Raw genomic sequence first — 14,331 nt, forward strand, 5'->3', positions numbered from 1 at the left:
ACATTTTGGTTACTCGTAAGAAGTATATAAAGTATAAATATTAAGTTAGTCGTCTCTTCTTCTACGTCTAGGACTTGGTATAGTTTGGTTACTTATGAAATCATCTTTTCGACGTTTTCTAGGGATAAATTGATTTTCCTCATAATTAAAATCATTTTTTCGTCTTTTTGGAAAATCTTCTGTATTTATAAGATCATCTTTTCTTCTTTTAGGAGTTGTAGTAACTTCTATAAGGTCATCTTTTCTTCTTTTTAATGAGGTTTCTTCTAGATGCATAAAATCATTTTTTCTACGTCTTGGTGTTGGAGTTTTTTGCATCATAAATAGATCTTCTTTTTTGATTTTCTTTGTTTGGGTATTAATAAAATCATTTTTTCTTCTTTTAGGAGTAGAAGAGGTATTATTAGCAAAATCGGCTTTTCTTCTTTTTTCTTTAGGTATATTATTTTTAGACTGTTGTGTTTTGATATAAAATTCAGGAACTATGTAATCAATTTTTAGTTTAAATAGATTTTTTTCTAATAGAGTAATTATTGAAATGATATCTTCAAAAAGTACTGGTTCATTTGAATCATTTTTATGAAACCAATAGAAAAAATTTAAAACAGTATATGTTTTACCACTTATGATATTAAGTTTTAAACAGTTTTTTATAATAGTAAGATTATTTAAAAGTGATAGTTTTTCTGTTAGAGTATAACTATTTCTAAAATAGATGTTTTTTTCATTTTCATCTAAATTATCTATAAAATAGTCAATACCATAAAGTTCTATTCTTCTTCTTAGATTATTTAAAATCGCCTTCCAGATAGATTTAGAGACCAAGTTATAATATTTTTTTATTAAATCTTTTTTTGCATCTTGAAAGTATGAAATTTCTAAATCATCTAAAGAGTAATCAAATTTATTTGGATTTAGTAAAATACTTGGAAGACTATACTTCATCTCTCTACCTTTCTTATATTAAGATAAAATATTAGCATAAAGGAATTTAGGTATAATTTAATAGACTATTAAATTTTAATTTAGAGTAAATTTTTCTTCAAATTCTTTTAGTGTTCTTACAAAAAGTTCATCACAATCGTCAGGTTTGTATAATACTGCTTTAACCCAAGTATCATTTTCTTGTATTTTACAAAAATCTTTTACAATATAAGTTTTTTTATTTTTATAATGTATATATGCTTTATTTATCTCAATCATTAATTTTATATCTTATTTTCATTTGTAATAATAATATCTTCTTTTAATGAATACATATGAGAATCTATATCTATTACTAAAATTTTAACTATCCTTGAATCTTCTAACTTATCATCAACAACAGTAATCTTTGCATTAGATGTTAATAATAAACAGTTTTTAGGAATTGCACCATCTCTCATACTTTGTTCTATATTTTTTGTATTAATTATATCTTCATATGAATTGCAGGCTAAGGTTAGTTGTTTTGCATTATCTGCAAATGCAAATGAAAAAAATAAAAAACAAATTATAAAATATTTTTTCATTTTAAACTCCTTTTTGAAGCTTACTAATGATAAGACAATGAGTCTTAATTAGTTGTTAATAATAATTTGTAGTTAGGAGTTTAAAAAAAGGAAATGGGTTTATAACCCATTTGCCTCAATAAGTTTTGTTTGATGATCTGCTATTAATGGATCAATTACTTCTTCAAATAATCCATCATTCATAATATAGTCAAGTCTATAAAGTGTTAAATTAATTCTATGGTCTGAAACTCTATTTTGTGGATAGTTATAAGTTCTAATTCTTCCACTTCTATCACCAGTTCCAACTTGTTCTTTTCTATTTGCACCTTCTTTTTCCATTTTTTCTTGCATCTCTAAATCATAAAGTCTAGCTTTTAAAACTTTCATAGCTTTATCTTTATTTTTATGTTGAGATTTTTGGTCTTGGTTTGTTACAACTAAACCAGTAGGAAGGTGAGTGATTCTAACAGCAGAGTCAGTAGTATTTACAGATTGTCCACCATTACCACTTGCTCTCATCACGTCTATTTTTAAATCACTTGCGTTTATCTCAATTTCTACATCATCTACTTCTGGAATAACAGCAACTGTAATAGCTGAGGTATGTACTCTTCCTTGAGATTCAGTTGCAGGAACTCTTTGAACTCTATGGGTACCACTTTCAAATTTTAATTTTGAATAGATATGGTCACCTTTAAATAAAGCAACGATTTCTTTGAAACCACCAGATTCACTCTCACTTTGATTCATGATTTCAACTTTCCATCCATTGTTCTCTGCATATCTAAGGTAACCTCTAAAAAGGTCTCCTACAAATATTGCAGCTTCATCTCCACCCGCACCTGCTCTAAGTTCTAAATAGATATTTTTATCATCATTAGGATCTTTTGGAAGCATTAGTAGTTTGATTTCTTCTTCAATTTCTGGTTGACGTTTTTCAAGTTCTTTAAGTTCTTCTTTTGCAAGTTCACCTAAATCTTCATCATCAAGTAGCATTTTATTTTCTTCAATATCTTCAATATTTTGAAGATATTCTTTTGCTAAGTTAACTGTAGGTTCTATAGAAGATTGCTCTTTAGAAAGAGCAGTCATTCTCTTAATATCGCTTGTGATTTCTGGTGAGATTAACAAGTCGTTAATCTCATTGTATCTGTCTATAAATGGTTGTAGTTTATCTTGTTGCATATTTGTATGTATTTATATAATATTATAGACTAAATAAAAAATATTTAATTTTATAATTATATAGCATTCACTTTTGTTTGTAATCTAGAAACTTTTCTAGCAGCAGTAGCTTTTTTAAGGATACCTTTACTAACACAGTGATGTAAATATTTGTTAGCAGCTTTCATTGATTCAGTTGCTTTTTCTTTATCAGAAGCTTCAATAGCACCTAATACTTCTTTAGTTACATTTTTAATTCTTGTTTTGTAAAATCTATTTCTTTCAGTTTTTACTTTTGTTTGTCTTACTCTTTTTTCAGCAGATTTATGATTTGCCATAATTATTTAACCTCTTTGTAAAATTTTTAAGGATAGAATGGTAGCCAATTAACTTTAAAGTAAGTTTAAAATAAGTTTAATTTTAGGAAAAATTAATGAAACTATTTGGTACAGATGGGGTTCGAGGTTTAGCGGGTGACTTTTTAGATGCAATTACAGTTTTAAAATTAGCTAAAGCTGCAGGTATTTATTTTAGAAAACATTCAACTACAAAAAGAATTCTTGTAGGAAAAGATACTAGAAGAAGTGGTTATATGATAGAAAATGCACTTGTAAGTGGTCTTACATCAGTTGGATATGATGTTATTCAAATTGGACCGATGCCTACTCCTGCAATTGCATATTTAACAGAATCAATGAGATGTGATGGTGGAATTATGATTTCTGCTTCTCATAATCCATATGAAGACAATGGAATTAAATTTTTTGATAATCATGGAAATAAATTAGGTATTGGTTGTGAGTCTGAAATTGAAAAGATATTTCAAAATAATGATTTAATGATAAATGAACAAGTAACAGGTAAAAATATTGGTTCTGCAAAAAGAATAGATGATGTTATTGGAAGATATATTGTTTCTATTAAAAGTTCATTTCCAAAAGACTTATCATTATATGGTATGAGAATTGTACTTGATTGTGCAAATGGAGCAGCATATAAAGTTGGTCCAACTATATTAAATGAATTGGGTGCAGAAGTAATTACTATTAATGATAAACCAGATGGATACAATATTAATGAAGATTGTGGGGCTTTACATCCACATCATGTTGGAAAAATTGTAAGAGAATATAGAGCTGATATTGGTATTGCATTAGATGGTGATGCTGATAGATTAGTTGTGATTGATGAAAAAGGTGATGTTGTTGATGGAGATAAACTTTTAGGAGCACTTTGTTCATTTTTAAAAGATGAAGGTACTTTAAAAGGTGAAGCTTGTGTTGCAACAGTAATGTCAAATAAAGCATTGGAAGATTATTTAATTTCAAGCAATTTAGGTCTTTTACGTTCAAATGTTGGTGATAAACATGTATTAGAACAAATGAAAACAAATGAAATAAATTTTGGTGGCGAACAAAGTGGACATATAATTTTTTCTGATGTTGCAAAAACAGGAGATGGATTAGCATCTGCTTTACAAGTATTAGCTCTTATTTTAAGAACTGGGAAAAAAGCAAGTGAAGTTTTAAATCCATTTGAATTATATCCTCAAATTCTTACAAATTTAAAAGTAACAGAAAAAATACCTTTAGAAGAGATAGCTGGTTTAGAAGATGTTTTAAAACCAATTAGAGAAAAAGGTATTAGAGATTTAATTAGGTATTCTGGAACAGAAAATAAGATTAGACTTTTATTAGAAGGTAAGAATAAAAAAGATGTAGAAGAATCTATGGAAGAATTAGTAAGGTTCGTTAAAAAAGTTTTATGAAAAAGAAATTAAAATCTAGTTTTCTAATATTTATAGTTATCTTTATAATTGATCAAGTTGTAAAATATGGCTTTGTAAATTTTGACTGGGATGTTGATGGTCCTTATATGTCTTTACAACTTGCTTATAATTATGGTGTAGCTTTTTCTATGTTTGCATTTTTAGCAGAATATTTAAAATACATACAATTGTTGTTAATAGTTGGTGGAATAATATATCTTTATAAAAATCAAGATGTTTTTATAGATTATTATATTCCTATCTCTTTATTGTTTGCAGGAGGTTTATCTAATATTTTAGATAGATTTACATATGGTGGAGTTGTAGATTATTTTTATTGGCATTATGGGTTTAATTTTCCTATATTTAACATAGCTGATGTAATTATTGATTTAGCTGTAGTTATAATCATATATAAGCAGATAAAACAAGCAAGAGCGGAAAACAAAGAAAAAGAGATAAACTCTTAATTTGAAATTTGGGAGCTTAAAAGAATTTTAGCTATAATCCCAAAAAATCGATTAAAAGAAATTAAAAAAATAGGGTAATAAATGGGTCAAACAATAACAGAAAAAATATTTAGTGAACACGTAGGACGTGAAGTTTTCGCTGGTGAGATTGTAAGAAGTCCAATTGATATGGTAATTGGAAATGATATTACAACTCCTATTTCAATTAGAGCGTTTGAAGAGGGTGGTTTTGAGAAACTTGCAAACCCTGATGGTTTTGCAATTGTACTTGACCATTTTATTCCAGCAAAAGATATTGCATCTGCAAATCAAGCTAAAATTTCTAGAGATTTTGCTCTAAAACATGATTTAAAATATTTCTTTGATGAAAAAGATATGGGAATTGAGCATGCCCTTTTACCAGAAAAAGGTTTGGTATTACCTGGAGATGTTATTATTGGTGCAGATTCACATACATGTACTCATGGTGGATTAGGTGCATTTTCTACAGGTATGGGTTCAACTGATATTTCGTTTGGTATGATTACTGGTGGAAACTGGTTTAAAGTTCCAGAGTCAATTAAAGTTGTATTCAATGGAAAACCAGCTGATCAGATAACTGGAAAAGATTTAATATTAGAGATTATTAGAATTTTAGGTGTTGATGGTGCTTTATATAAAACTTTAGAGTTTACTGGTGAAGCTATACAACATTTATCAATGGATGATAGATTCTCTTTATGTAATATGGCTATTGAAGCAGGGGCTAAAAATGGTATTGTTGCTTATGATGAAATTACAAAAGAATTTTTAGACCAAACAGCTGAGTTAAATGGTGGATTAAGAGCAGAACCTAAAATTCATTATTCTGATGATGATGCAAACTATTGTCAAGTTATTGAAATAGATACTGATAAGTTAGAGCCAGTAATTGCTTATCCATTCTTACCATCAAATGGACACTCTGTTTCACAAGCAGTTGCAGATGAAATTAAAGTTGACCAAATATTTATTGGAAGCTGTACAAATGGAAGATTATCTGATTTTAAAGTAGCAGCTGAAATCTTAAAAGGTAAAAAAGTTGCACGTCATGCAAGACTTATTTTAACTCCAGGTACTCAAAAGATTTTAAGAGATGCGACAAAAGCAGGATATATTGATACTCTTGTTGATGCAGGTGGTGTTGTATCAAATCCTACATGTGGGGCATGTTTAGGTGGATATATGGGAATTTTAGGTGATGATGAAGTTTGTATTTCAACAACAAATAGAAATTTTGTAGGACGAATGGGTTCAAGATCTTCTAAAATTTACTTAGCAAATAGTGCAGTAGCTGCTGCCTCTGCAATTTCAGGATATATTACAGACCCTAGAGGTTTATAATATGGCTTCTCCTTCATTTGAAATACCTTGCGTAATCTTATCTGGAGGAAGAAGTTCTAGAATGGGAGAAGACAAAGCTCTTCTTCCTTTTTCCAATGCAAATTCTCTTACTGAATATCAATACAATAGATTAAAACCTTATTTTAAAAATATTTTTGTCTCTTCAAAAATAGATAAGTTTGATTTTCTTAAGAATAAAACTAAAGATTTAATTTTAGATAAAGGAGAAGAATATTCTCCAATTGTAGCTTTAGAAACTATTCTTGAGAGTATAAATTCTCAAAAAGTCTTTATCATAACTGTAGATACACCATTAGTAAAAATTGAATCTATAAAAAAATTGATTGATAACTCATTCAAATACGATGCTACTGTAGCTCAAACTAAAAAAACTCATAACTTATGTGGAGTGTTTGATAAGTCTAACTTATTACAAATAAAAGCTATGCTTAAGAATGACATACATAAAGTTGGTTTTTTATTAAAAAATATTAATACAAATTATGTAGACTTTTCCCTTGAAAACGAGTTTATAAATGTAAATGAAAAGGATGATTATTTAAAGGCAAAAGCACTTATAAGCTGAGCTAATAATTATAATTAATTTTTTCAGAATAGATTAAGTTTTCTGTTATACTTTTTTTGATAACCTTTCCTTATAAATAAACTTAGACTAAGGACATCATATGGGAAACAATGAAGAGTTCAAGAAAGCGCTAGATATTCTAGATGTTGAACTAAAGAAGAAAGGTATTTCAAGAAGAGATGCATTAAAAGTTGCAGGGCTTGGTTCTGCATCATTCTTAATGGGAAATGGAACAGAAGCAGAAGCTGCAACAATCGCAAATGCAAGTGATGCTAAAGGTAAAATTCTAATTGTAGGTGGAGGGTTAGCTGGAATCTCAACAGCAGCAAGACTTACAGATGCATTATCAAATCCTGATATTACAATAATTGAACCTAATCCAACTTCAGTATCTTATCAACCAGGTCAAACACTAATTGGTGCAGGGGTTTGGGAAAAATCAGATATCGTTTATAATACAAAAGACTTTGTTCCAAGTGGCGTAAAAATGATAAAAGATATGGCGAAGGAATTTGATCCAGAAAATAATAAAGTATTAACAGAAAGTGGACAAACTATAAGTTATGATTACTTAATTTTAGCTACTGGTTTAGTATTAGACTATGGAATGATTAAAGGCTTAGAAGGTGTAGGAATGTCTTCTGAAGCAAATCCAGAAGTATCTAAAAAAATTGGTAAAAATGGAGCGCATTCTATTTATTATGCTGATGGTGCAGTTAATACATATAAAGGTGTTCAAGAATTAATATCTGAGGCTAAATCAGGTAAAAAATTAAAAGCTTTATTTACTCATCCTAATACTCCTATAAAATGTGGGGGAGCTCCAAAGAAGATTATGTATCTTATAGAAGCTAGATTAAGAGAAGCTGGTGTAAGAGATAATGTAGATATGTCTTTTTATCCAAATGGTGGAAAAATGTTTGGTGTTCCAGAATATCATGATGCAATTGTAAAACAATTTGAAGCAAGAGATATGAAATGGGAATATAAAAATAACTTAGTTGAAATTGATGTAAATACTAAAAAAGCAATTTTTGAAAAAAGATGGTTAGAAAAAGGTGAATATGATCCTGATATAGAAGATTATGACATGATTCCAATGAGTAAAAAAATTGAAAGAGATTATGACTTTATTCATATTACTCCTCCAATGAGAGCTCCTGATGCAGTTAAAAATTCAAGTTTAGCTTGGCAAAAAGGTAGTGCTTCAAAAGGTGGATGGGTAGAATTAAATAAAGAGACTTTACAACATACTAGATATGAAAATGTATTTGGTTTAGGCGATGTAGCTGGTATTCCTATGGGAAAAACAGGAGGGAGTGCTAGAAAACAATATAAAGTTGTAACTGAGAATTTAATTTCATTAATGGAAGGTAAAGAATTAACTTCTAAATATGCGGGTTATACTGTATGTCCTTTAATTACTGATATTGGAACAGTTATGCTTGCAGAATTTGATTGGACTAAAAAACCTACTCCTTCATTTCCTCTTGATCCAACACAAGAAAGATATATTTGGTGGTTATTAAAAGTTTATGCACTTAAACCAATGACTATTTATGGAATGCTTTCTGGTAAAGCTTAAAAAAGAGTTGATATTGAAGAAATTATTAGTAGTTAGTCTTACTTTATTATCTTTTCTTTTTGTAAATGCAGAAGAGTTAACTCTTGATAAAGTTAAAGAAGTGGCTTCAAAAGCTACTTCTGAATTAAATTCAAAACTAAAAAAAGAGTTAAAAAAAGCAAAAAAAGCTGATAAGACAAAAGGTATGACTAGTTTTTGTATTGATGAGTCTCCAAAAATAATTGATGAAATTGATAAAAAATATGGCTCTAAAGTTTCAATTAAAAGAGTAAGTCTAAATAATAGAAGTGAAAAATCAAAAGTTTTAAAAGATGAAATTAATATTTTAAAAGCTTTTGATTTAATACAAAAGTCTGATGCTTATCAACCTAAACAAATAATTCAAATAGTTGATGAAAATACATATAAAGTATATTCTCCAGTTGAAATGAAAAGTAGAGACTGTAAAAAGTGTCATGGTTTAGAAAAAAAGGTTGATAAAGATTCAAAAAAGAGATTCTCTGATGTCTATAAAAATGATAATGGTTATGGACATAAAAGTGGAGAAATTAGAGGTGCGGTTGTTATAACCATCTCTAAATAAAATGAGAAGTAAAGGAATTCATATGCAAGTTAAAAAAGCAATTTTAGTAAGTTTCTTGAGCGTTATCTTCACTACAGGATTACACGCAGCTCAAATGAAATATTCAAATGCAGAAATTTATACAAAAATGTGTTCAAAATGTCATGGTATGAATGCAGAAGGTAATCCAAAGAAAAAAGGCCCAGCTTTAAATGATCAATCAGCTCATGAGCTTGAAATCAGTTTATTTGATTTAAAGAGTGAAGGAATGAATCAATCTTCTGGAAGTGAGCATGAAGTAATGGAACATAACATGAAGAAGATTATTGAAAAAGGTATGGATTATGAACCAAAAAGTATGGGTGAATATATCTTTGTATCTTTTAATCCAGAAGCAAAATATTATAAGAAGATTACGTCAAATAAGACATACACAGTTTCTGAAATTTATGGAAAAATGTGTTCAAAATGTCATGGTTTAAATGCAGAAGGTAACCCAAAGAAAAAAGGTCCAGCTTTAAATGATAAAACTGCACATGAAATAGAATCAGATTTAATCGAAATTAGAGATGGAGATATGAATCAATCTTCTGGTAGTGATCATGAAGTAATGGAACACAATCAAGAAAAAATTGAAAATAAAGGTATGAAATACGAGCCAAAAGCTATGGCAGAGTATATCGAATCTCATTTTTACAGAAATTAAGTAATAAATAAAGTAAAGGATTTCTTCCTTTACTTAAATAGTTTAGGATAAGAGTTGATAAATTTAAAAAAAGAAATTGTTGTTTTTGTAGTTATTTTTATAGTTACATCTATTGTGATACATTTAGATACTTGGCTATCTACTCCTTTAATACATCTAAAAGCTCTTTTCTCTCATCCTATGCCTTATCATCCACTATTATATGTATTTTTAATTTATATAGGAATAGCAATATTAAGAGGAATTCTATCTCTTATTTTAAAACTTTTTAAAAAGTAATATTTTTTAAAAATATATATTTATGAATGAATAATCATTAAAGGTCAATATTGAACAATCATAAGACTTATGTATGGTCTTTTCTTGGAAGACTAAGTCACTGGTTACTGGTGATATCTTTTTTTGCATGTTATATTACATCATTTTATGAAGAACTTTTAACATTACATGTTTCTTTAGGAATTTTTGTTTTTGGAATGCTCTTAAAAAAAATTGTATGGGGTATTATAGGACCAAAGTATGCAAAATGGTCAGATTTTAATTTTTCACTTAGTAGCTTAAAATTGTATTTTGTTAAGAAAATTGAAGATAGGTATCGAGAAATTGAAGCTGGGCATAATCCGGCATCATCATGGTTTGCTTTTTTAGTTACGTGGATAGGTATTTTCTGTTGTATGACAGGCTTTATTTTATATGGAATTCAAGAAGGTAATGGAATCTTTTCATTTTTAAATAAAAATTATTACACTTATATGTATTTTTATGAAGATATACATATTTTGTCAGTTTATATATTAATATGTATGATTGTATTTCATGTATCAGGTGTTTTAATAGAGCAATTTTATCATAAAACAAATATGGTAATGGCAATGGTAACAGGATATAAAAAAGCAAAAGGGAGTGATATTCAACCAAGATTTAAGATGATATTTTGGGGATCTTTTTATACTTTATTAGTTTTTGCAGTTTTTTCATATGCTTATTTTATTCCAGAAAATATTTTTATCAAGAGCAAATTTGAAAAAATAGACTATAAAGCTCTTCATAAAGATTTTCAATTTGAATGTTCTGATTGTCATAATTTAATACCTCCCCATCTTTTACCAAAAGAGTCTTGGATTAAATTAATGAATGAACAATCTGACCATTATGATGAAGATTTAGAACTTGAAAAGAATTTATCAGATTCTATAACAAAATATTTAGTTGAGAATTCTGCTGAAAATTCAACAAGAGAAGCATCTTATAAAATCTCTGACGAAATCAAGAATAGTAAAAAATTTACTATATCAGATACTCTTTATTGGAAAGATATTCATAAAAATATTCCAAAGGATATTTTTAAAAGCGATGAGGTTGAAAATAAATCAAATTGTGTAGCTTGTCATAAAGATTTTGAAGAAGGAATTCTTTCTGATTCTAATATCATATATCCTCCTAAAAAATAACCTTTCCAATTACTGTAATTATAATGTAATCTTATAAAAGTAATATAGATTACAAATGAATCATTATTCTTATGAATAATCATTCATTTATAAGAAAAATTTATAAAATATCATGCTAAAATTATATTATTAATTTATAATACTAAGAGTAAATTAAGAAGGAGAGAGAAATGCAAGTTGAAATTTCTAGAAGAAAATTTTTGCAAGGTACAGTTGCTTTATCTGTTATTGCTGCTTCAACATCTGCACTTTCAAACACAAAATCGCAAAATGATAAAAAAACATTTGGAACTACAAAAACATCAAATAATAAAAATGAAATAAAAATTGTTCCAACTTTATGTGAAATGTGTGTTAATAAGTGTGCAGCTTACGCTAGAGTTGAAAATAATGTTGTAACTAAGTTAGATCCTAACCCTCATTTTCCAAAATCACAAAATATGTTATGTGCTAGAGGAAATGCTGGAATTCAAGCTTTATATGATCCTGATAGACTCAAATATCCACTAATAAGAGTTGGTAAAAGAGGAGATGGAAAATATAAGAGAGTAACTTGGGATGAGGCTTATAGTCATATCTCAGAAAAAATGGCAAAGATATTGGATGAAGAAAAAGATAATAGATCATGTATAGGTTACTGTGCAGGTGAAGGTATGGCAGAACATACATATAAAACTTTTATGCAAGATAAATTTGGTTCATCAAATTTCGTAAATCATTCATCTATTTGTTTACAAACTACAGTTTCTGGTTATGCACTGACAATAGGTGGTTATGGACAAGCTGATCTAGAAAATGCTGAATATATCATAATGGCAGGTGCAAATAGAGCAGAAGCAATAGTTACTCCTGATACTATGGAATTATTTAAAAGAACAAAAAGAAGAGGTGCAAAACTTATTGTAATTGATCCAAGATTTACAAATACTGCAGCTCATGCAGATGACTGGTTACCAGTTGAAGTGGGTACCGATTTAGCACTAGTTTTAGCATTAACATATGTGGTCTTAACTGAAGAACTTTATAACAAAAAATTTGTTGCATTAAATATGAATGGTTTTGAAGAATATAAAGAACATATTATAAGTAGTAGTTATACTCCTGAGTGGGCAGAAAAGATAACGGGAATAAAAGTTTCGAAGATTAAAAAAATAGCTAGAGACTTTATGCATCATGCTCCAAAAGCAATATATTATCAAGGTAGAAGAACTGCTTGGAGTAAACAAGATTTCCAATTAAGACGAGCTCAAGCAATATTTACTGCACTTGGTGGTGGAATTGATAAAGAAGGGGGAATTGTATTTGGTAAAAAATTACCATTAGGTTCTCATTCTATAAATGCTCCAATTTATGCAAATGCTGAAGGAAGAATTGAAAAAGATGCAGCTGCAATTATTGGAGGAAGTGGTTCTTGGATTGCATGGAGAAATAAAGTTGTTGAAGACAAGTCACCATATCCAATTCGAGGTATGTTTGTTTATAAACAAAATCCGATGTTAAGTATCCCAAATGCAAAAAAAACCAAACAGATGTTTGAAAAGATGGATTTAGTTGTTGTAATAGATACTATGCCTAGTGACACAGCAATGATGGCTGATGTAATTTTACCTGAATGTACTTATTTAGAAAGAGAAGATCCCGTTAAATCATTTGGTGGAGCTCAACCATCTATTGCTCTTAGACAAGCTGCAACTAAACCTATGTATGAGACTAAACCAGTAATTGAGATAATGCATGGTTTAGGTTCTAAAATGGCAAAACCATTATGGGAAGTTACAAAGAAGCATGATGAAGATGTTCAAGATGAGATTGAAGGAAAATCTGAAGCTGAAATTGAAGCTTATTATAAAGAAAATGGTTTTGATTTAAGTGATGATTTTGCACATTCACAAGAAGAAATTAATAAACATATGGTTGAAGAAGTTTACGGTAGTGAAGCTTGGAAGATATTAAGAGAAAAAGGTGTTTACTATTTAAATATGGATAAATATTTTAAAAAGCTATCTTCAAATGAATATCAATGGTACCCAAGGGATAGAAGATTTTACTCTGTTGTAAGAGGAGAATTTAAATCAGATGTTTTCCATGATACCTGTGTAAATGAGAAAGAAATTGCGGTACTTAAAAAAGAGTTTAAAACGCCAACTGGAAAAGTTGAATGTGTATTAAATAACTTAGCTAAAAAAGGTGTTGATTCAATGCCAAAATGGCGAGATGAAATGTATACAGCTACTCCAAAAGGTAAATTTAAATTTATTACTGGACGTCATGGACAATTTACTCAAAATGCAACATCTAATAATGCAATGTTACTAGATTTAATGCCAGAAAACTATTTATGGATTAATAAAAGAATTGCAAAAGATAGAGGTATAGAGTTTGGTGATACTGTTGAAGTTGAAAGTAATGTAGGAAAAATTCAAATAAAAGCATATCCAACAGAAAAGATTGGATTTAATACTTTATTCTTTATTCATGGATTTGGTTCTACTTCAGATAACTTAACTCTTGGTGTTGATAATGGTGCAAGTGACAATGAAATTATTGATGATGTTATTGAACCTGTATTTGGTAGTGCAGCGATGCATGAAACAATTGTTGATGTAAGGAAGGTGTAAGATGGCTAGATATGGAATGGTTCTAGATTATAAAAATTGTATTAACTGTAAAGCTTGTGAAACAGCCTGTAAAGAAGAAAATGGAATTTTATTAGGAGCCGATAATCACAGAATATGGGTAGGAACAAAAGAGATAGAAGGAGAGTTTCCTTTTTTAAATATTGCCTCAAATAATTTCTTACCTAGTCAATGTCAACAATGTGCAAATGCACCTTGTCAAGAAGTGTGTCCTACAAATGCAACATACTATGATGAAAATAGTGTAGTAAGAGTTGATCCTGATAAATGTATTTTATGTTCATACTGTATGACAGCTTGTCCTTATGATGCAAGATATGTTGATGATAGAACAAAAACAGTAGATAAATGTAACTTCTGTGCAGATACAAGAATTGCAAGAGGTGAGACAACAACGGCTTGTCAAAATACTTGTCCAACAAAAGTGAGAATATTTGGAGATTTAGATGACCCTAATAGTGAAATATCAGAGGTTCTAAGAACTAGAGATCATTTTACTTTAAAATCACATCTAGGGACAGACCCTAGATTGTTTTATTTAACATAAG

16 protein-coding genes are annotated in these 14,331 nt (G+C 28.8%); 11 read left to right on the forward strand and 5 right to left on the reverse strand.

Annotated elements, in window-relative coordinates; genetic code table 11:
- Positions 1 to 45: 45 nt before the first annotated feature.
- From BT997_RS01695 to rpsT, 5 genes are all read right to left on the reverse strand, one after another.
- On the reverse strand, positions 46 to 945 hold the full coding sequence (locus BT997_RS01695; RefSeq protein WP_072679650.1) for a hypothetical protein: 900 nt from the start codon (positions 943 to 945) through the stop codon (positions 46 to 48).
- Between the two features lie 75 nt (positions 946 to 1,020).
- Complete coding sequence (locus BT997_RS01700; RefSeq protein ID WP_072679651.1) at positions 1,021 to 1,203, reverse strand: DUF1653 domain-containing protein; 183 nt, start codon at positions 1,201 to 1,203, stop codon at positions 1,021 to 1,023.
- A 5-nt stretch (positions 1,204 to 1,208) separates the two neighbouring features.
- Positions 1,209 to 1,511, reverse strand: coding sequence for a hypothetical protein (locus BT997_RS01705; RefSeq protein ID WP_072679652.1), 303 nt, complete (start codon positions 1,509 to 1,511; stop codon positions 1,209 to 1,211).
- A 99-nt stretch (positions 1,512 to 1,610) separates the two neighbouring features.
- Positions 1,611 to 2,678, reverse strand: a complete 1,068-nt coding sequence (gene prfA / locus BT997_RS01710; RefSeq protein WP_072679653.1) for a peptide chain release factor 1 — start codon at positions 2,676 to 2,678, stop codon at positions 1,611 to 1,613.
- A 56-nt stretch (positions 2,679 to 2,734) separates the two neighbouring features.
- Entirely contained in the window at positions 2,735 to 2,995 is a 261-nt protein-coding gene (rpsT, locus tag BT997_RS01715; protein ID WP_072679654.1) for a 30S ribosomal protein S20, read from the reverse strand.
- A gap of 95 nt (positions 2,996 to 3,090) precedes the next feature.
- Between rpsT and glmM the strand changes: the two genes are divergently transcribed.
- From glmM to BT997_RS01770, 11 genes are all read left to right on the forward strand, one after another.
- Positions 3,091 to 4,425: a phosphoglucosamine mutase gene (gene glmM / locus BT997_RS01720; RefSeq protein ID WP_072679655.1), complete on the forward strand. Its 1,335-nt coding sequence runs from the start codon at positions 3,091 to 3,093 to the stop codon at positions 4,423 to 4,425.
- Positions 4,422 to 4,895, forward strand: a complete 474-nt coding sequence (gene lspA / locus BT997_RS01725; protein WP_072679656.1) for a signal peptidase II — start codon at positions 4,422 to 4,424, stop codon at positions 4,893 to 4,895. Before glmM ends, lspA begins: the two co-directional genes overlap by 4 nt.
- Before the next feature lie 81 nt (positions 4,896 to 4,976).
- A complete protein-coding gene (locus BT997_RS01730) occupies positions 4,977 to 6,257 on the forward strand; it encodes a 3-isopropylmalate dehydratase large subunit (RefSeq protein WP_072679657.1) in 1,281 nt (426 codons plus the stop codon).
- A gap of 1 nt (position 6,258) precedes the next feature.
- Positions 6,259 to 6,843, forward strand: coding sequence for an NTP transferase domain-containing protein (locus BT997_RS01735; protein ID WP_072679658.1), 585 nt, complete (start codon positions 6,259 to 6,261; stop codon positions 6,841 to 6,843).
- A gap of 100 nt (positions 6,844 to 6,943) precedes the next feature.
- Positions 6,944 to 8,428 (forward strand): NAD(P)/FAD-dependent oxidoreductase, encoded by a 1,485-nt coding sequence (locus tag BT997_RS01740; protein WP_072679659.1) that lies wholly within the window; start codon positions 6,944 to 6,946, stop codon positions 8,426 to 8,428.
- 13 nt (positions 8,429 to 8,441) lie between these two features.
- Positions 8,442 to 9,011: a DUF3365 domain-containing protein gene (locus tag BT997_RS01745; protein ID WP_072679660.1), complete on the forward strand. Its 570-nt coding sequence runs from the start codon at positions 8,442 to 8,444 to the stop codon at positions 9,009 to 9,011.
- A gap of 22 nt (positions 9,012 to 9,033) precedes the next feature.
- The gene (locus BT997_RS01750) at positions 9,034 to 9,696 is read left to right on the forward strand and encodes a c-type cytochrome (RefSeq protein ID WP_072679661.1); all 663 of its coding nucleotides are present in this window, start codon (positions 9,034 to 9,036) and stop codon (positions 9,694 to 9,696) included.
- 54 nt (positions 9,697 to 9,750) lie between these two features.
- Positions 9,751 to 9,975: a hypothetical protein gene (locus tag BT997_RS01755; RefSeq protein WP_083568373.1), complete on the forward strand. Its 225-nt coding sequence runs from the start codon at positions 9,751 to 9,753 to the stop codon at positions 9,973 to 9,975.
- Positions 9,976 to 10,025: 50 nt separating this feature from the next.
- The gene (locus tag BT997_RS01760) at positions 10,026 to 11,147 is read left to right on the forward strand and encodes a cytochrome b/b6 domain-containing protein (protein ID WP_083568375.1); all 1,122 of its coding nucleotides are present in this window, start codon (positions 10,026 to 10,028) and stop codon (positions 11,145 to 11,147) included.
- A gap of 170 nt (positions 11,148 to 11,317) precedes the next feature.
- Positions 11,318 to 13,765: a molybdopterin-dependent oxidoreductase gene (locus tag BT997_RS01765; protein ID WP_072679663.1), complete on the forward strand. Its 2,448-nt coding sequence runs from the start codon at positions 11,318 to 11,320 to the stop codon at positions 13,763 to 13,765.
- Position 13,766: 1 nt separating this feature from the next.
- On the forward strand, positions 13,767 to 14,330 hold the full coding sequence (locus BT997_RS01770; RefSeq protein ID WP_072679664.1) for a 4Fe-4S dicluster domain-containing protein: 564 nt from the start codon (positions 13,767 to 13,769) through the stop codon (positions 14,328 to 14,330).
- Position 14,331 lies beyond the last annotated feature (1 nt).

The organism is Arcobacter sp. LA11 (assembly GCF_001895145.1).
Taxonomy (GTDB): domain Bacteria; phylum Campylobacterota; class Campylobacteria; order Campylobacterales; family Arcobacteraceae; genus Halarcobacter.